The following is a 17,002-nucleotide window of genomic DNA, read 5'->3' as shown; positions in this document are numbered from 1 at the left end:
TTTATCGAACAGGAAACGGCGAAGGCATGCTCAACGGGGCCTCATCGCTGGCAAGCCAGCTCCCACAGGGATGACGCTTGGCTTGAGATCAGTGCCGGCGATGGGGCGCAGCGCGCCCCCGCCGGGCCTCAGCCAAACAGCTGATGGCACAGGTCCCTGCTGGCCGCCAGCAGGATCGGCAGGAACCGTTGCTCCAACTCCCCACGGCTGACGCGGCCGACATGGGTGCTGACATTCAGCGCCGCCAGCACCTGGCCGGAGGCGTCATAGATCGGTACCGCAATCGATCGCAAGCCCTGCTCCAGCTCCTGGTCGACCACGCACCAGCCCTGCTCACGCACCTGCTGGATACACGCGAACAATGAGGCCGGGTCGTGCAGGGTACGGCTGGTACGGGCCTTGAGGTCGGCACGCTCCAGGTATTCGTGCAGGCTGGCATCGTCCAGCGCTGCCAGGAGGATGCGGCCCATCGAAGTGCAATAGGCCGGCAACCGTCCGCCGACCGAAAGGTCCACCGAGATCAGCCGTTCGACGGTGGCGGAGCGCGCAATATAAAGGATGTCATCGCCTTCCAATGTGGCCATGTTGGCCGCTTCATGGAGCTGGTCGCTGATGCGATCCAGGTAAGGCTGGGCCGACACCGCCAATGGCGTGGATGACAGGTAGGCATGACCAAGGGTCAACACTTTGGGCAACAGCGAATAGGTACGCCCGTCAGTGGTCGCGTAACCCAGCTTCATCAGGGTATGCAGGCAGCGCCGCACCGCGGCCCGCGGGATCTCCGTTCGGTGGCTGATCTGGGCGATGGTCAGGTGGCGCTTGCGCTCCTGGAAGGCCTGGATCACTGCCAGGCCACGGGCCAGGGAGGTCATGAAGTCGGGGTCGCCGGTGAATGCCTGGATGCGCTTGGCCGCCGACGCCACGATCGGCGGGGCCAGGGTGGGGCTGCTACTGCGTGCGGGCTCGTTGGCTGACTGGCCGCTGGTTTCTTCGCTCATGGACATGCCTCAAAAAAATCGCTACCTCGTGCGATTATCGAACGAACGGCCGATAATCGCAATTGACCGCTGACACTTTTGCTTATACCTTTCCCCTGCCACATGTGGCTTCTTTGGAGAGACTGGTCAGGTACCCACCGTAGAAGTCCCAGGCAACGGCCTCGCCCCTCAGCGAGGCCGTTTTCATTTCTGACAGTGCCCGGCGAACTTTGCTGGCACATCGGCTTGAACCTTTTGAATGTCTGCACGACAAAGGGTTTATAGGCTGCACAACAAACTTCAGGTCTATTGTCAGTTGCAGGTAAAGAACGATAGCCTTCAACCGGGCGATTGCTATAATTGCCGGTGTTGATTGCAAGCACCGTTTAACGGATCCAATCGACGCACTTTCGTTGCCTTGCGACTGCCAGCCCCTGTCTTTGCTGTGGCTTGCCGTGCGCTGCACCGCAGCTTGCCAACTCACACATTGCCATTTCGGTTTCGGTGCAATGAATTGTTCGGCTTGCCGACATATCCGCATTCTGCGTGTGTATTTAAAGGCTGACGCCCAACTTCAACCTATTCAGGTATTACTGTGACGAAAGAAGAACTGCGCGCGGAACTCGAGCGCCAGGCTGAACGTTACAAGGATGTTTACGGTGGTGAAGTCACCACCTATGCCGCGCAACCCGATCCGGAACGCAAGCCCTGGCGTAAACGTGCCAGCATTCTCGACCAGGCGTTCGCCCAGGAAATCGAGAAGATCGAAAAGGAACTGCGCAGCGACGACAACTGAAGCCGATCGATGCCAATGCGCCATCACCCAGGAAGGGTTTGCGGCGAGGTATGCCGGGGAAAACCTGTGATATGAAATGGAATCACACAAATTTCATACAGTCGTTTTAATTGCGCAAGTCCAGTAAAAATCACCTCAAATAGCTGATTTTTCTGAATTTTATCGATTTTTAGCGGCGTTTTTTTGCGATTACCCGGCACCTGACTGCTTGTGCCATGTCGGCATTTGCCTGCCATCGGTCAGCCGCAGGTGCATCGATTGCCATCGTTTTCTGGCATAATCCGCCCCCCCTAAGACCGCCAGACAACCTTCATGATCGATTTATTCAGCGGACTGGATGCCTGGGTTATCGTGAGCCTGACGCTCGCTCTGACCTTCGTGCTCGCCTTCGAGTTCATCAATGGCTTTCATGACACCGCCAACGCGGTAGCCACCGTCATCTATACCAAGGCCATGCCACCGCACCTCGCCGTGTTCTTCTCTGGCGTGTTCAACTTCCTCGGCGTTCTGCTCGGTGGTGTCGGGGTGGCCTATGCCATCGTCCACCTGCTGCCGGTCGAACTGCTGATCAATGTGAACACCGGCCACGGCCTGGCCATGGTCTTCTCGTTGCTGGCCGCCGCCATCACCTGGAACCTGGGCACCTGGTACTTCGGCATTCCGGCGTCCAGCTCGCACACCCTGATCGGCTCGATCCTCGGCGTCGGCCTGGCCAACGCCCTGCTCAGCGACATTCCGCTGGGTGACGGCGTCAACTGGCAGAAGGCCATTGATATCGCCATGTCCCTGGTGCTCTCGCCAATGGCCGGCTTTGCTGTCGCCGCCCTGGTGCTGATCGGCCTGAAATGGTGGCGCCCGCTGTCGAAGATGCACAAGACCCCTGACCAGCGCCGCAAGCTTGACGACAAGAAGCACCCGCCGTTCTGGAACCGCCTGGTGCTGGTGATCTCGGCCATGGGCGTGAGCTTCGTGCACGGCTCCAACGATGGCCAGAAAGGCATCGGCCTGATCATGCTGGTACTGATCGGTATCGTCCCGGCCAAGTTCGTCCTCGACCTGAACAGCACCACCTACCAGATCGAGCGTACCCGTGACGCCACCTTGCACCTGAGCCAGTTCTACCAGCGCAACGCCGCCACTCTTGGCGAGTTCCTGGCACTGGGCAAGGCGCAGGCAAGTGACCTGCCGGAGCAGTTCAGCTGCAATCCGCAGCAGACCGAGCCGACCATCGCCGCGCTGCAATCGTCGCTCGCCGGTGTGACCGACTATCGCGCCCTGAGCGCCGAGAAGCGCGTCGAAGTGCGCCGCTACCTGCTGTGCCTGGACGACACGGCGAAGAAGGTCGGCAAGCTGCCAGGCCTGGAGCCTCGTGAAAAGGCTGACCTGGATAAACTGCGCAAGGACCTGACCGCCACCACCGAATACGCCCCGTTCTGGGTGATCGTCGCTGTCGCCCTGGCCCTGGGCCTGGGCACCATGGTCGGCTGGAAGCGCGTGGTGCTGACCGTTGGCGAGAAGATCGGCAAGCAGGGCATGACCTATGCCCAGGGCATGTCGGCCCAGATCACCGCGGCCTGCGCCATCGGCATGGCCAACGTGTTCAGCCTGCCGGTGTCCACCACCCACGTGCTGTCGTCAGGTGTCGCCGGCACCATGGTCGCCAACAAGAGCGGCCTGCAGGGCGGCACCGTGAAGACCATCCTGCTGGCCTGGGTACTCACCCTGCCGGCGTCGATGGGCCTGGCGGCCGGCCTGTTCTGGCTGGCCACCAAGGCCATTAGCTGAGTGCTGATGCAGTACTGAAAAAGGCGCCCCTTGCAGGGCGCCTTTTTCGTGGGAGCGGCGGTGCGCCGATGCGATTTTTCCCGAGATAGGCCATCGAGGTTTAACGTTTCTTCCCACCCAGCAGCGACCCCATCAACCCACGCACCAACTGACGCCCCAACTGATTGGCCGCTTGGCGCACCGCCGACTTGATCGCCTGCCCCGCCGCGCTCTGCAGGAACTCGCCGGCCTTGTCGGCGAAGCTGTCTTCTCCGGCCTTGGCCTGAGGTACCGGCTCCACCGGCGCGCCCTTGCGCTGCGTGAGCATTTCATAGGCGGACTCACGGTCGATCGGCTTGTCATAACGCCCTGCCAACGGCGACGCCGCGATCAGCGCACTGCGCTCAGCCGCACTCAAGGGTCCGATCCGCGACTGTGGCGGCGCGATCAACACCCGCTGAACCATGGCTGGCGTGCCCTTCTCTTCCAGGGTGCCGACCAGGGCTTCGCCGATACCGAGCTCAGTAAGCACCGCCAAGCTGTCGAACGCCGGGTTCGGCCGGAAACCATCAGCCACTGCACGCAATGATTTCTGCTCCTTGGCGGTGAAGGCGCGCAGGCCATGCTGGATGCGCAAGCCCAACTGGGCCAATACCGCATCCGGCAGATCCCCCGGCGACTGAGTGACGAAATACACCCCCACGCCCTTGGAGCGGATCAGCCGCACCACTTGCTCCAGGCGGTCCTGCAACGCTTTGGGCGTGCCGTTGAACAGCAGGTGCGCCTCATCGAAGAACAACGCCAGCACAGGTTTGTCGGCATCGCCGCGCTCCGGTAGCTGCTCGAACAGTTCTGCCAGCAGCCACAGCAGGAACGTCGCATAGACCTTGGGGGCATCATGTACCAGGCGGCTGGCATCGAGCAGGTGGATGCGGCCGCGCCCGTCGCCGTCGGGGCGCAGCAGGTCTTCGAGCTGCAGTGCCGGTTCGCCGAACAATGCCTCGGCCCCTTGTTGCTCCAGGATCGCCAGCCGGCGCAAGAGCGCCTGCGTGGATGCACTGGTCATCAACGCGCTGTCCTCGCCCAGCAATTGTGGGTTGTCCTTGAGGTGCGCGAGCAGGGCCTTGAGGTCCTTCAGATCGAGCAGCAGCAGGCCCTCACGGTCAGCCACCTTGAACGCCGCATACAAGGCAGCCTGCTGGCTGTCGGTAAGCTCCAGCAAGTTGCCCAGCAACAGCGGCCCCATTTCACTCATCGTGGTGCGCAAGGGATGCCCCGATTGCCCCGCGACATCCCACAGGCTTACCGGGTAGCCCCGGGGCGTGTGATTCAGCCACGGCATGCCGGCGATCCGCTCGGCTACCTTGCCCTGCGGCGCGCCCGCCGCACCGAGGCCACACAGGTCCCCCTTCACATCCGCGGCGAATACCGCCACCCCGGCGTCACTGAACAGCTCAGCAAGGTGCTGCAGGGTAACCGTCTTGCCGGTGCCCGTGGCCCCGGCCACCAGGCCATGCCGGTTGGCCAGGCGCATGGCCTGGGATACCGGCTGACCATCCGGCCCTGCTCCTACAACCATTCGTAAGGAATCTGACATCTTCTTTCATCCCCTGCTCAAGTTCTGCCGCGTGACAGCCGATATTTCAAAATGATTCTAACCAGAAAGACAGTAACAACCCGAAAAGGACCCACGGGAATTGTTGCACTGTTTTCCAGCCGTGCTTTGTGCGAACGACCCGATAAAAAACCTTAGCGGACACGATCACGTTATGAATAAAAGCCTTCGTTTCAGCCACAAGATTCTTCTGGCGGCATCACTGATCGTGATCCTCGCCTTCAGTCTGTTCACCCTGTACAACGACTACCTCCAGCGTAACGCCATTCGCGAAGACCTGGAGAACTACCTGGCCGAGATGGGCGAGTCCACCTCCACCAACATCCGCAACCTGTTCGAAGGGCGCATCAAGCTGGTCGACAACGTTGCCCAGAACCTCGCCCAATACCCGCAGAACACCGGCACCCTGCTGGGCCAGAACGCTCTCACCTCGAGCTTCCTGACCATCTACCTGGGCCAGCCCGATGGCACCTTCACCGTGCGCCCGGACACCAAGATGCCTGACGGCTACGACCCGCGCGTGCGCCCCTGGTACAAGGATGGCCTGAACGCCAGCGGCCCTATCCTCACCGAGCCCTACATCGACATGGCCACCAACAAGATGGTCATCTCGATCATCAGCACCGCCTCGCGCTCGGTCGGCGTTGTCGGCGGCGACCTGGCCCTCGACGGCCTGGTGGAGATCATCAACTCGCTGAACTTCGGCGGCATGGGCTATGCCTTCCTGGTCAATGACCAGGGCAAGATCCTGATCCACCCGGACAAGAACCTGGTGATGAAGTCGCTGTCGGACCTGTTCCCGCAGAACACCCCCCGCCTGTCCAGCGACCTGACCGAAGTCACCCTCAACGGCGAAACCCGCCTGCTGACCTTCACCCCGGTCAAAGGCCTGCCGTCGGCCAACTGGTACATCGGCCTGTCGGTGGACAAGGACAAGGCCTTCTCGATGCTCAGCACCTTCCGCACCTCGGCGGTGATCGCCACAGTGGTGGCGGTGGTGATCATCATCGCCCTGCTCGGCCTGCTGATCCGCGTGCTGATGCAGCCGCTGCACACCATGACCCGTGCCATGTCGAACATCGCCGAAGGCGAAGGCGACCTGACCCGCCGCCTGGAAATCCACAACCACGACGAATTCGGCACCCTCGGCACCGCCTTCAACCGCTTCGTCGAGCGCATCCATGGTTCGATCCGCGAGGTGTCCTCGGCGACTGAACAGGTCAACGAAGTGGCGCTGCGGGTGATCAGCGCCTCGAACTCGTCGATGGCCAACTCCGACGAGCAGTCCAATCGCACCAACAGCGTCGCCGCCGCCATCAACCAGCTCGGCGCCGCCGCTCAGGAGATCGCCGGCAATGCCGCCCAGGCCTCGCAACATGCCAGCTCCGCGCGGCTGCTGGCCGAGGAAGGCCAGCAGGTGGTGCAGCGCAACATCGATGCGATGAACCGCCTCTCGGACCTGATCGTCACCTCCAGCGAGCATATCGAGACGCTGAACAACAAGACCGTGAACATCGGCCAGATCCTCGAGGTGATCACCAGCATTTCCCAGCAGACCAACCTGCTTGCCCTCAACGCCGCCATCGAGGCGGCCCGCGCTGGCGAGGCCGGCCGTGGCTTCGCCGTGGTCGCCGACGAGGTGCGCAACCTGGCGCACCGCACCCAGGAATCGGCGCAACAGGTGCAGACCATGATCGAGGAGCTGCAGGTCGGCGCCCGCGAGTCGGTCGACACCATGGGCCAGAGCCAGCGCCACAGTCAGGACAGCATGGACATCGCCAACCAGGCCGGTGAGCGCCTGGGCAGTGTCACCCAGCGCATCGGCGAGATCGACGGCATGAACCAGTCGGTGGCCACCGCCACCGAAGAACAGACTGCCGTGGTCGACTCGATCAACATGGACATCAACGAGATCAACATGCTCAACCAGGAAGGCGTCGAGAACCTGCAGGCCACCCTGCGCGCCTGTTCGGACCTGGAGCAGCAGGCCGGTCGCCTCAAGCATCTGGTCGGCAGCTTCCGCATCTGACCCCCACCCGCTCCCACCTCTGCGTGGGAGCGGGCCCCGCCAAACCCTGATCGAACAAACTATCCTTCAACAAGGTCAACCCTAAGGCGCGTCATCGCCGGTCCATTACCGCCTGATGACACACCCGAGGACGATCCCGGAGGGATGCTGATCGTGCACATCGCCGACATCACCATGTTCTATGCCCCGGCCAGCGGCGGCGTACGAACCTATCTTGATGCCAAACACCGCCGCCTCGACGCCATGCCCGGCGTTCGCCACAGCCTGCTGATCCCCGGCGCCAGCGCCAGCCAGGTCAACGGCGTCTATCATGTTCCCGCGCCGCCACTGCCCTTCGGCAACGGCTACCGTTTCCCGGTACGCCTGGCCCCCTGGTGCAAGGAACTGCGCCGCCTGCAACCCGACCTGATCGAGGTCGGCGACCCCTATCTCACCGCCTGGGCGGCCCTGGAGGCGCGGCGCAAGCTCGATGTGCCAGTGATCGGCTTCTATCACTCCGACCTGCCGCTGCTGGTGAGCAATCGCATGGGCAATTGGTTCACCCCCAATGTCGAGGCCTATGTCAGCAAGCTCTACGGGCACTTCGACCGGGTACTGGCGCCCAGCCAGGTGATGGCCGACAAGCTGCGCAGGCTGGGGGTCGAAAATGTGCACGTGCAACGCCTGGGCGTGGACCTGGTGCAATTTCACCCCGACAAGCGCGACCCCGGCCTGCGTCGCGAACTGGGCATCGCCGATACCAGCCGACTGCTGGTATTCGCCGGCCGCGGCTCGCGGGAGAAGAACCTGCCGGTCCTGCTCGACTGCATGCAGGCACTCGGACAGCCCTATCACCTGCTTCTGGTCGGATCGAACATGCCGATCGGCGTGCCAGACAATGTCAGCGTGATCGACCACTTCTGCCCACCCGAGGAGGTCGCCCGGCTACTGGCCAGCGCCGACCTGCTGGTGCATGCCGGCGACCAGGAAACCTTCGGTCTGGTCATTCTCGAGGCGATGGCCAGTGCCACGCCCGTGGTGGCCGTGCACGCTGGCGCCTTCGGCGAAATCGTCAACGAGCATTGTGGTCGCCTATGCCCACCTAACGATGGCCGCGCCATGGCCGCCGCCGTGCGCGAAGTCTTCGACCACGGCGTACGCCAGCTTGGCAGTCAGGCGCGTCGCCACGTGGAACGCCATTACAGCTGGGACAACGTGGTCAGTGGCCTGCTCCAGCATTACCAGGCGGTGCTGGGGCACTCGTTGCCGGTGCGCGCCCATGGCTGAGCCCGCCGCCACCCGACGCAGCCTGATGCTGGTGCTGCACGATGTCGCGCCGGAGACCTGGCCGGACTACCAACCCTTCGTCCAGGCGATCGACGACATAGGTGGCGTGCCCATGACCTGGCTGGTGGTGCCGGACTTTCACCACCGCAATCCACTCACGCGTTCGCCCACCTTCTGCCGGCTGCTCGAACGGCGCCTGGCCCGTGGCGACGAACTGGCCCTGCACGGCTACTACCACGCCGATGACGGTCCCCCGCCACGCGGGCCGGGCGAATATTTCATGCGCAGGATCTACACCCACGAAGGCGAGTTCCACGGCCTGGACCAGGCCAGCGCGCTGCAGCGTCTGCACGCCGGGCTGGCGTTGTTCGGGCAACAGGGCTGGCCAGTGACGGGTTTCGTCGCCCCCGCCTGGCTGATGAGCGAAGGCACGCGCCAGGCGCTGCGCCAGCTGCCGCTACGCTACACCAGCACACCACGGCACCTGTACCGGCTGCCGGACTTCACTGCCTTCGATGCCCCTGGGCTGGTGTGGAGCGCTCGCAGCGCATGGCGCCGCGGGCTGTCGAGAGTGGTCAGCGACTGGCAGTGCCGGCGCTGGCGTGAGGCCGACACCCTGCGCCTGGGCCTGCATCCGGTGGACATGCGCCACGCCAGCGCGCGCAACTACTGGCTCGAGACCCTGCAGCAACTGCTGGCGCAAGGCCGCGAGCCACTGACCAAGTCGGCCTGGCTGGAGCGCCAGGCCGCGCCATGAATCGCCTGGGCTGGCTGGGCCTGGCATTGCTGCTGGCAGTGTCGGTGCCCGCTCTGCTTGGCGGCCGCGATCTGCTCCCACGCCTGCAATCCTTCGCTCCCGGCCTGATGGCGCTGCTGCTGGGCATGATCCTGCTGTGCTGGACGCTCAATGCCCTGCGCCTGCGCTTGCTGCTCGGCGACCAGGGCGCCCGCGTGGGCCGTATCCGCAGCCTGGGAGTGGTCATGGCCACCGAGTTCGCCATCTGTACCACCCCAGGCGGCACGGGCGGCCCACTGACGCTGATGACCCTGCTGGCACGCGAGCGTATCGCGCCTTCGCGCAGCGGCGCGGTGTTCGCCATGGATCAGTTGAACGACCTGTTGTTCTTCTTCTGCGCCATGCTGGCGATTGCCGCGTACGCCTTGTTCCACAGGCTCGGCCATAGCCAGGCGCAGATGTTGCTGGGCAGCGCCTTGCTGTTGTGCACCGCGCTGGCGGGAATCTTCCTGCTGCTACGTTATCGACGCGGGGTAATGCGCGGCAATGGCCGGCTGCTGCGGCACCTGGGCATGTCACCGGCCCGGCGGCGACGCTGGGCACGCAAAGTGCTGCGCTTCGTCCATGCCCTGGCCGATACCTGGCGCATGCCACGGCGTACATTGGCGCTGGTGTTCATCCTGACCTGCGCGCACTGGTGCCTGCGCTACAGCGTGCTGTACCTGGTGCTGCGCGGGTTGGGCGTCGACCTGGCGTGGATTCCGAGCTTCCTGGTGCAGATGCTGTCGCTCAGTGCGGGGCAGTTCAGCCTGCTGCCAGGCGGCGCGGGTGCGGCGGAGCTGACCTCGGCGGCCCTGCTGTCACCGCTGGTGGGGAGTTCGACGGCAGCCGCGGCGATCCTCATATGGCGCGCGGTTACCTACTACTTCTACCTGCTGGCCGGGGGGCCGGTGTTCCTTTGTCTGCTGGCGCGTCCATTGCTGGAACGTCGCCGTCGACAGACGGGTTGAGCCGCTTCCAGAGTTCGGCGGCACCCGCAAACTCGGTGCCGTCCTCATCGCTCAACGCATCGGGGTCGAAACGGGCCAGGCAGCCCTCGCCCAAGGTCGGTGGCGCCGAAGCGCCGGCCTTGTCACGTGGATCGGCCATATGCCGGCCCTCGACTCAGTTGAACACCACGGTCTTGTTGCCATGCACCAGCACGCGGTCTTCCAGGTGATAGCGCAGGCCACGGGCCAGGACCATCTTCTCCACGTCACGACCGAAGCGGACCATGTCCTCGATGCTGTCGGCATGGCTGACACGCACCACGTCCTGCTCAATGATGGGGCCGGCGTCGAGCTCCTCGGTCACGTAGTGGCAGGTCGCGCCGATCAGTTTCACGCCACGCAGCGCCGCCTGGTGGTAAGGCTTGGCGCCCACGAACGACGGCAGGAAGCTGTGGTGGATGTTGATCACCTTTTCCGCGTATGCCTGGCACAGCTGCGGCGGCAGGATCTGCATGTAGCGCGCCAGCACCACGGCATCGGCGCCGCACTCCTCGACCAGACGCGAGACTTCGGCAAACGCCGGCTGCTTGTCCTTCGGATCGACCGGCACATGGTGGAACGGAATACCGTGCCATTCGACCATGCTGCGCAGGTCGTTGTGGTTGGAGATCACGCATGGGATCTCGCAGTCCAGCTCGTCGGTGTGCCAACGGTGCAGCAGGTCTGCCAGGCAGTGCGACTCGCGGCTGGCCATCAACACCACGCGCTTCTTCTGTGCCGAATCGGTGATCCGCCAGGTCATGGAGAACTCTTCGGCGATCGGCGCGAACGCCTCGCGGAAAGCCTCGATACCGAACGGCAGGGACTCGGCACGGATCTCATGACGCATGAAGAACCAACCACTCTGCTCGTCGGAATGGTGGCTGGCTTCGTTGATCCAGCCATTGTAGAGGGCCAGGAAATTACTGACTTTCGCCACGATGCCGACACGGTCGGGGCAGGCAATCACCAGTCGATAGGTGCGCATGAGAGAGACTCCAGAACTTCGCAAAGGCGCATATTCTAGCGGCCTGCCGGGGAAAACGCAGTAATCATCTTTACCTGAGCGCCTTGCCTGGAGGGCTCGATCACACAGGTCCATAGCCTTTTTCCCAAGGGGTAATCGGCATTGCCCCAAGAAATTTGTAAATTTTTCTTAACCTAATGACCGTGAAGTCATGCCCTACTATTAATTGAGTCTTCAATTTTAAATTGTTTACTTGAGAGTATCGTCTGTCTATTATTGCCCCACTGTCTCTCTCTCTGAACATGCACTAAGGAACACACCATGTCCCTGATCAACGAGTACCGCGCCACCGAAGAAGCTATCAAGGAACTTCAGGCCCGTCTGGCCAACCTGTCGCAAGACGGCAAACTGCAAAAAGAGCTGGAGTTCGAAAAGAAGCTGCGCGAGCTGATGGCCGAAAACGGCAAGTCGCTGCGTGACGTGATCGCCCTGCTCGATCCGGAAAGCAAACTGAGCAAAGCCCCGCGCGGCGCAGTCAAGACCACCGGCACCAAGCGTGCACGCAAGGTCAAGCAATACAAGAACCCGCACAACGGCGAGGTTATTGAAACCAAGGGTGGCAACCACAAGACCCTGAAAGAGTGGAAAGCCAAGTGGGGCGGCGACGTCGTCGAAAGCTGGGCTACCCTGCTGGACTGATACGCTTAACGGACGTATTGGTTTCAACATGAAAACGCCGGCACTTGCCGGCGTTTTTGTTTATCTGCACATTTCAAAGCTGGTATTGCACTTTCAGTTGTCGGATATGACCCTGCCAGGCTTCCAGTACCTGGCGTCCCGCCTCGCTGGCGTCTGCCAGGCTGGCCTGACATGCCTGCTCGAAATTGGCCAGGGTGTTAGGCGCACCAAAGGTAGGGTCTGTAAGACGTTGCTGACAGAACGCATGCCAACGTGCACGCTCTTGCTCATCAAGGGTGTCGGAAAAGTTTCGCGCCCGATAGCGGAACAACAATTCCGGCAAGCGCGGATCATCGAACATCCACTGGCCCTTGGCCAATTGCGCCGGATCGGAACAGCGCACTTGCTCGCTCAGGCGTTTGTCCCGCTCACCGAGGAAACCGTCATACAACTGTTGTTCCGGGTCTTCGCAGGGTGCAAAGCCCTCTTCCTGATAGATGATGTCCAGCTTGTCTCGCCAAACAGTTTGCTGGTTGGCCAACTGCTCCGCCTGTGCCTGCAGCACCGGCAACTCGAGCCCCAACCGTTGTTGATCGACTGGGCGCAGTACCGATAGCGGCGCCAGCACCGGGCAGCGATTGATATGCACCAACTTCAGCGGCACCGGTAGTTCGCCCTGGGCCATCTCTTCATGCCGCGTGTACAAACGCTGACGCAATGCTTGCGCACTCTCCTGGAGCAGAGGCGAATTATCCTGTTGCAAGTCGCAGACTATCAGCGCGTTGCGATTACGCGGGTGCCAGGCCAATGGCAACACCACACCGATATAGTTGCGCTGGGCCGAGAAACGTCCGGATACATGTACCAACGGCTGCAATAGGCGGATTTGCTCCATGACCTTGTGCTTGCTGCGCAACTGGAACAACCAGTCATACAACCTGGGCTGCCGGTCACGAATCAACCGGGCCAGGGCAATGGTCGCCCGCACGTCGGAAAGCGCTTCGTGGGCATGGCCATGGTCGATGCCATTGGCCTTGCTCAACAGCTCCAGGCGCAAGCTGGTGCGCCCATCCTGCTGTGGCCAGACGATGCCCTCCGGGCGCAGCGCATAGGCGGTACGCACCACATCGATCAAGTCCCAGCGGCTGTTGCCACCCTGCCATTCACGGGCATAGGGGTCGAAGAAGTTGCGGTAGAGGCTGTAGCGGGTGACCTCATCGTCGAAACGCAATGTGTTGTAGCCGGCGCCACAGGTACCGGGCCGGGCCAGCTGCTCATGGATCCGCGTCATGAATTCGGCCTCGCACAGCCCCTGGCTGGCCAACTGCTGCGGAGTGATGCCGGTCACCAGGCAGGCCGCCGGGTGCGGCAGGATATCGTCGGAGGGGCGGCAATAGAGATTGATAGGCGCCTCGATCTCGTTGAGGTCGAGGTCGGTGCGCACGCCGGCCACCTGCAGCGGGCGGTCGCAGCGTGGATTGATGCCGGTGGTTTCGTAGTCGTGCCAGAAGATGCTGGAGCTCACGGGGTCTTCCTGTAACAAGGTCGACCAGAGTCTAACGGCACGCGTGAGGGCTGGGCCAGCCTCACGCAGAGGCGTTCATGGGCCGGAAGCTGAAGAAATCGCGCAGCGAGCGAACAAAGCCGTCGTATTCCTGCGGCGCCTGCAACAGCATGAAACCGGCATCGAAATGCCCGGGCGTCTCATCTTCGCGGCACCACAGGCAACTGGCAGTCAGGTTGATGAACTGCAGGCCACCGCCGGCAAGGGGTACACGCAGTTGCAGCTCGAAGTCCGGCCCCACCAGCACCGGCAACTGGCTGATCAGCATCAGGCCGTCTTCGGAAGCGTTGCCCAGGTAGCCGATCTGCTGGTCGGTGCAGCGGTTGAAGACCTTGAGCACGCAAGGCAGTTGATGACGTTCAATATGTCGCTCGATAAACATGATCGCTGTGAAGTCCTGTACCTGGAGCCAGGAAGACAAGGTACTGGCGATGATCGTTACAACTCTCCAACAGATTAGCCCAGTCCGACGGACGGACTACATGAAATCATCGACACCTTGGGATTAACGCCAAGGTGTAGTGTTCACCGGGCTGGCCACCGCCGCTTCGCTGCCGCGCAGGTGGCCGAGCTTCTCCAGTGTCTGCAGGCGTGCCTGGGCGCGGTAGGCGTATTCGTTGCGCGGGTACTGCTGGATCAGGTACTGGTAGGTCTGCGCCGCGTCGACGTAGAGCTTCTGGCGCTCCAGGCACTGGCCACGCAGCAGCGACACTTCCGGGTGGATGAACGGCCGGGCACGGCTGGTGCGGTCGACCTGCGACAGCTCGAGCATCACCTTGGCGCAGTCGCCACGGTCATAGGCGCGGTAGGCATTGTTCAGGTGGTGGTCCATGGACCAGCGGGTGCAGCCGACGACACTGGCCGCCATGGTCAAAACGATCAGGGTGCGCATGGGAACTCTCCTTTGATGGGCACTGTATCGGCCTTTCACGACAAATCTTCACAGCCTTTTGCAAGCATACCGCGACCGTTCAAACGCCACCCTCGCAACCGTACAGGTAGTGCAACGGAACAATGACTACAGCGCAATTGAGGAGTAGCCTTTCGCTGCGCTTCACTATAGGAGTCTGTGCATGACCATCCGCCGTACCAAAATCGTCGCCACCCTTGGCCCCGCCAGCAATTCGCCGGAAGTGATCGAACAGCTGATCCTCGCCGGCCTGGACGTGGCACGCCTGAACTTCTCCCACGGCACCCCGGACGAGCACAAGGCCCGCGCCCGCCTGATCCGTGACATCGCCGCCAAGAACGGCCGCCATGTCGCGCTGCTGGGCGACCTGCAGGGTCCGAAGATCCGCATCGCCAAATTCGCCAACAAGCGCATCGAACTGAAAGTCGGTGACAAGTTCACCTTCTCCACCGCTCACCCGCTGACCGAAGGCAACCAGGATATCGTCGGCATCGACTACCCCGACCTGGTCAAGGACTGCGGCGTCGGTGACGAACTGCTGCTCGACGACGGCCGCGTGGTCATGCGCGTCGAAACGGCCACCGCAGATGCCCTGCACTGCGTGGTGATCATCGGCGGCCCGCTGTCGGACCACAAAGGCATCAACCGCAAAGGTGGCGGCCTGACCGCACCGGCCCTGACCGAGAAGGACAAGGCCGACATCAAGCTGGCCGCGGAAATGGACCTGGACTACCTGGCCGTGTCGTTCCCGCGCGACGCCAGCGACATGGAATACGCCCGCAAGCTGCGTGACGAAGCCGGCGGCAGCGCCTGGCTGGTGGCCAAGATCGAACGCGCCGAAGCAGTGGCCGACGACGAGACCCTCGACCAGCTGATCCTCGCCTCCGACGCCGTCATGGTGGCCCGTGGCGACCTGGGCGTGGAAATCGGTGACGCCGAACTGATCGCGATCCAGAAGAAGATCATCCAGCACGCCCGCCGCAACAACAAGGCGGTGATCGTAGCGACCCAGATGATGGAGTCGATGATCCAGAACCCGATGCCGACCCGCGCCGAAGTGTCCGACGTGGCCAACGCCGTGCTCGACAACACCGACGCGGTGATGCTTTCGGCCGAAAGCGCCGCTGGCAGCTACCCGATCGAGGCGGTCCAGGCCATGGCCCGCATCTGCTCGGGCGCCGAGAAGCACCCGACCAGCCAGAAGTCCAGCCACCGCCTGCACACCACATTCGAACGCTGCGACGAGAGCATCGCCCTGGCGGCCATGTATACCGCCAACCACTTCCCCGGCGTCAAGGCGATCATCGCCCTCACCGAAAGTGGCTATACCCCGCTGATCATGTCGCGCCTGCGTTCGCACGTGCCGATCTTCGCCCTGTCGCCGCACCGCGCTACCCAGGCCCGTGCCAACATGTTCCGCGGCGTCTACCCGATCGCCTTCGACCCGGCCTCGCTGCCGGCCGACAAGGTGAGTCAGGCGGCGGTCGACGAGCTGCTCAAGCGCGGCCTGGTGGAGCAAGGCGACTGGGTCATCCTGACCAAGGGTGACAGCTACCACACCATCGGTGGCACCAACGGCATGAAGATCCTGCATGTCGGTGATCCGCTGGTCGGCTGATCTGCCAACAAAAGCCAGCGCGGGGCAAGCCCGCTCCCACTTGTGTGGGAGCGGCTTGCCCCGCGATGCTTTCAGGCCTCAGGCGTGTTCGCTGAAAACATCCGCCAACACCTGATTCCGCGGTACCCCGGCAATGAACAGTCGACGGGCGAACCGCTCGACACTCCCCGGCGCCCCGCACAGCAATGCAATGGTCTGGCGCGACGCCAGGCGCAAACCGGCCAGCGCCTCATCCAACTGTTCGGCCAGCACCAACTCCACGCTCACCCCTTCCAGCGCCTGCAACGCCTCGGCCAGGTAGTGCCCGGCTGGCGTGCGCGCCACATGCAGCAGCCGAATCTCGCCCTGATGCCCCTGGCGCAGCGCCTCGCGCAGGATGCCCCACAAGGGTGCCAGCCCGGTGCCAGCCGCCAGCAGCCACAAAGGCCGCGCCTGCCAGTCAGGGTCGTAGTGCAGCGTCCCGCCGCGCAGTTCGCCCAACCTCAACGCATCGCCTACGTGCAACTGCCGGGCCCTGTCGCAAAACGCGCCGGGGCGGCTGCAATCCAGGTGAAACTCCAACGCCTCATCCTCTCCCGGCAGGCTTGCCAGCGAGTAGGGGCGGGCCACGTCGCCGCACCACAGCACCAGGTGCTGGCCAGCCTGGTAGCGCAGCGTCCGGCCTGGGCGCAGGCGCAGGCGCAGCACGTCGTCGAACCAATCCAGTGCAACCACCGTGGCCGGCAGGCCATCGTGCAGCGGGTCGAACAGCGCCACCCGCAGGTCGCCGGCCACAGAGCACTGGCAGGCCAGGCGCCAGCCCTCGTCGCGCTGGGCCGCATTCAGGGCCTCGGGCCTGGCATCCACGGGCAGGCCATCGAGGCAACGTACCAGGCAGGCGTGGCAGCTGCCGGCGCGGCAGCTATAGGGCACATTCAGGCCTGCCTCGTTAAGGGCATCGAGCAGATTGCTGCCGCTTGGCACTACCCATTGGCGCTCGCCCACGCAAAGTTCGGGCATGGTCAGGTTTCTCATTCGATTCAAGGTTTTCCAGAGGCGCTTGGCGCCCCATCGC

At 62.9% G+C, this 17,002-nt stretch carries 16 protein-coding genes and 1 pseudogene; 9 read left to right on the top strand and 8 right to left on the bottom strand.

Annotated features, from left to right (window positions below):
- Positions 1-128: 128 nt before the first annotated feature.
- Positions 129-998: a pca regulon transcriptional regulator PcaR gene (gene pcaR / locus ACODS9_RS07070; protein WP_367856974.1), complete on the bottom strand. Its 870-nt coding sequence runs from the start codon at positions 996-998 to the stop codon at positions 129-131.
- A gap of 574 nt (positions 999-1,572) precedes the next feature.
- Between pcaR and ACODS9_RS07065 the strand changes: the two genes are divergently transcribed.
- Together ACODS9_RS07065 and ACODS9_RS07060 are read left to right on the top strand one after the other, a co-directional pair.
- Positions 1,573-1,773, top strand: coding sequence for a hypothetical protein (locus ACODS9_RS07065; protein ID WP_401104586.1), 201 nt, complete (start codon positions 1,573-1,575; stop codon positions 1,771-1,773).
- A gap of 312 nt (positions 1,774-2,085) precedes the next feature.
- Positions 2,086-3,558, top strand: coding sequence for an inorganic phosphate transporter (locus tag ACODS9_RS07060; protein WP_023629967.1), 1,473 nt, complete (start codon positions 2,086-2,088; stop codon positions 3,556-3,558).
- 100 nt (positions 3,559-3,658) lie between these two features.
- Here the strand turns inward: ACODS9_RS07060 and ACODS9_RS07055 are convergent, their stop codons facing one another.
- Positions 3,659-5,134, bottom strand: a complete 1,476-nt coding sequence (locus ACODS9_RS07055; RefSeq protein ID WP_401104588.1) for a helicase HerA-like domain-containing protein — start codon at positions 5,132-5,134, stop codon at positions 3,659-3,661.
- Between the two features lie 172 nt (positions 5,135-5,306).
- Between ACODS9_RS07055 and ACODS9_RS07050 the strand changes: the two are divergent.
- The 5 genes and pseudogenes from ACODS9_RS07050 to gpgF all read left to right on the top strand — a co-directional run.
- A pseudogene (locus ACODS9_RS07050) lies at positions 5,307-6,323 on the top strand (HAMP domain-containing protein); the annotation flags it as partial.
- 93 nt (positions 6,324-6,416) lie between these two features.
- On the top strand, positions 6,417-7,181 hold the full coding sequence (locus tag ACODS9_RS07045; protein ID WP_371041571.1) for a methyl-accepting chemotaxis protein: 765 nt from the start codon (positions 6,417-6,419) through the stop codon (positions 7,179-7,181).
- A gap of 153 nt (positions 7,182-7,334) precedes the next feature.
- Positions 7,335-8,447: an N-acetylglucosaminyl phosphatidylglycerol synthase gene (gpgS, locus tag ACODS9_RS07040; RefSeq protein WP_401105011.1), complete on the top strand. Its 1,113-nt coding sequence runs from the start codon at positions 7,335-7,337 to the stop codon at positions 8,445-8,447.
- On the top strand, positions 8,440-9,204 hold the full coding sequence (gene gpgD, locus ACODS9_RS07035) for an N-acetylglucosaminyl phosphatidylglycerol deacetylase (protein WP_401104589.1): 765 nt from the start codon (positions 8,440-8,442) through the stop codon (positions 9,202-9,204). The genes gpgS and gpgD overlap by 8 nt, the downstream gene beginning before the upstream one ends.
- On the top strand, positions 9,201-10,193 hold the full coding sequence (gpgF, locus tag ACODS9_RS07030; protein ID WP_489093580.1) for a glucosaminyl phosphatidylglycerol flippase: 993 nt from the start codon (positions 9,201-9,203) through the stop codon (positions 10,191-10,193). The genes gpgD and gpgF overlap by 4 nt, the downstream gene beginning before the upstream one ends.
- Here gpgF and ACODS9_RS07025 read toward each other — a convergent pair.
- Positions 10,099-10,332 (bottom strand): hypothetical protein, encoded by a 234-nt coding sequence (locus tag ACODS9_RS07025; protein ID WP_401104593.1) that lies wholly within the window; start codon positions 10,330-10,332, stop codon positions 10,099-10,101. The genes gpgF and ACODS9_RS07025 overlap by 95 nt on opposite strands.
- 15 nt (positions 10,333-10,347) lie before the next feature.
- Positions 10,348-11,199, bottom strand: coding sequence for a formyltetrahydrofolate deformylase (gene purU / locus ACODS9_RS07020; RefSeq protein WP_046856933.1), 852 nt, complete (start codon positions 11,197-11,199; stop codon positions 10,348-10,350).
- A gap of 300 nt (positions 11,200-11,499) precedes the next feature.
- Between purU and mvaT the strand changes: the two genes are divergently transcribed.
- A complete protein-coding gene (mvaT, locus tag ACODS9_RS07015; RefSeq protein WP_028690229.1) occupies positions 11,500-11,877 on the top strand; it encodes a histone-like nucleoid-structuring protein MvaT in 378 nt (125 codons plus the stop codon).
- Positions 11,878-11,950: 73 nt separating this feature from the next.
- Here the strand turns inward: mvaT and sbcB are convergent, their stop codons facing one another.
- The 3 genes from sbcB to ACODS9_RS07000 form a co-directional block, all read right to left on the bottom strand.
- A complete protein-coding gene (gene sbcB / locus ACODS9_RS07010; protein ID WP_401104595.1) occupies positions 11,951-13,381 on the bottom strand; it encodes an exodeoxyribonuclease I in 1,431 nt (476 codons plus the stop codon).
- A 61-nt stretch (positions 13,382-13,442) separates the two neighbouring features.
- Complete coding sequence (locus tag ACODS9_RS07005; RefSeq protein ID WP_046856935.1) at positions 13,443-13,802, bottom strand: PilZ domain-containing protein; 360 nt, start codon at positions 13,800-13,802, stop codon at positions 13,443-13,445.
- Positions 13,803-13,925: 123 nt separating this feature from the next.
- Positions 13,926-14,312: a tetratricopeptide repeat protein gene (locus ACODS9_RS07000; protein WP_023631127.1), complete on the bottom strand. Its 387-nt coding sequence runs from the start codon at positions 14,310-14,312 to the stop codon at positions 13,926-13,928.
- A gap of 181 nt (positions 14,313-14,493) precedes the next feature.
- Between ACODS9_RS07000 and pyk the strand changes: the two genes are divergently transcribed.
- Positions 14,494-15,948, top strand: a complete 1,455-nt coding sequence (pyk, locus tag ACODS9_RS06995; RefSeq protein ID WP_023631128.1) for a pyruvate kinase — start codon at positions 14,494-14,496, stop codon at positions 15,946-15,948.
- Between the two features lie 78 nt (positions 15,949-16,026).
- Here the strand turns inward: pyk and ACODS9_RS06990 are convergent, their stop codons facing one another.
- Complete coding sequence (locus ACODS9_RS06990; protein WP_489093579.1) at positions 16,027-16,947, bottom strand: iron-sulfur-binding ferredoxin reductase; 921 nt, start codon at positions 16,945-16,947, stop codon at positions 16,027-16,029.
- Positions 16,948-17,002 lie beyond the last annotated feature (55 nt).

The sequence above is a fragment of the Pseudomonas sp. FG36 genome (assembly GCF_057809275.1).
Note: the sequence above shows the minus strand (reverse complement) of the source record. Positions and strands in the feature narration are given on the sequence as shown.

Coding starts and splice junctions, on each gene's coding strand:
- ACODS9_RS07005 (WP_046856935.1), bottom strand. CDS start 13,802: ATGTTTATCGAGCGACATATTGAACGTCATCAACTGCCTTGCGTGCTC.
- ACODS9_RS06990 (WP_489093579.1), bottom strand. CDS start 16,947: ATGCCCGAACTTTGCGTGGGCGAGCGCCAATGGGTAGTGCCAAGCGGC.
- mvaT (WP_028690229.1), top strand. CDS start 11,500: ATGTCCCTGATCAACGAGTACCGCGCCACCGAAGAAGCTATCAAGGAA.
- ACODS9_RS07025 (WP_401104593.1), bottom strand. CDS start 10,332: ATGGCCGATCCACGTGACAAGGCCGGCGCTTCGGCGCCACCGACCTTG.
- pcaR (WP_367856974.1), bottom strand. CDS start 998: ATGAGCGAAGAAACCAGCGGCCAGTCAGCCAACGAGCCCGCACGCAGT.
- gpgF (WP_489093580.1), top strand. CDS start 9,201: ATGAATCGCCTGGGCTGGCTGGGCCTGGCATTGCTGCTGGCAGTGTCG.
- ACODS9_RS07060 (WP_023629967.1), top strand. CDS start 2,086: ATGATCGATTTATTCAGCGGACTGGATGCCTGGGTTATCGTGAGCCTG.
- ACODS9_RS07000 (WP_023631127.1), bottom strand. CDS start 14,312: ATGCGCACCCTGATCGTTTTGACCATGGCGGCCAGTGTCGTCGGCTGC.
- ACODS9_RS07055 (WP_401104588.1), bottom strand. CDS start 5,134: ATGTCAGATTCCTTACGAATGGTTGTAGGAGCAGGGCCGGATGGTCAG.
- purU (WP_046856933.1), bottom strand. CDS start 11,199: ATGCGCACCTATCGACTGGTGATTGCCTGCCCCGACCGTGTCGGCATC.
- pyk (WP_023631128.1), top strand. CDS start 14,494: ATGACCATCCGCCGTACCAAAATCGTCGCCACCCTTGGCCCCGCCAGC.
- gpgD (WP_401104589.1), top strand. CDS start 8,440: ATGGCTGAGCCCGCCGCCACCCGACGCAGCCTGATGCTGGTGCTGCAC.
- ACODS9_RS07045 (WP_371041571.1), top strand. CDS start 6,417: ATGGCCAACTCCGACGAGCAGTCCAATCGCACCAACAGCGTCGCCGCC.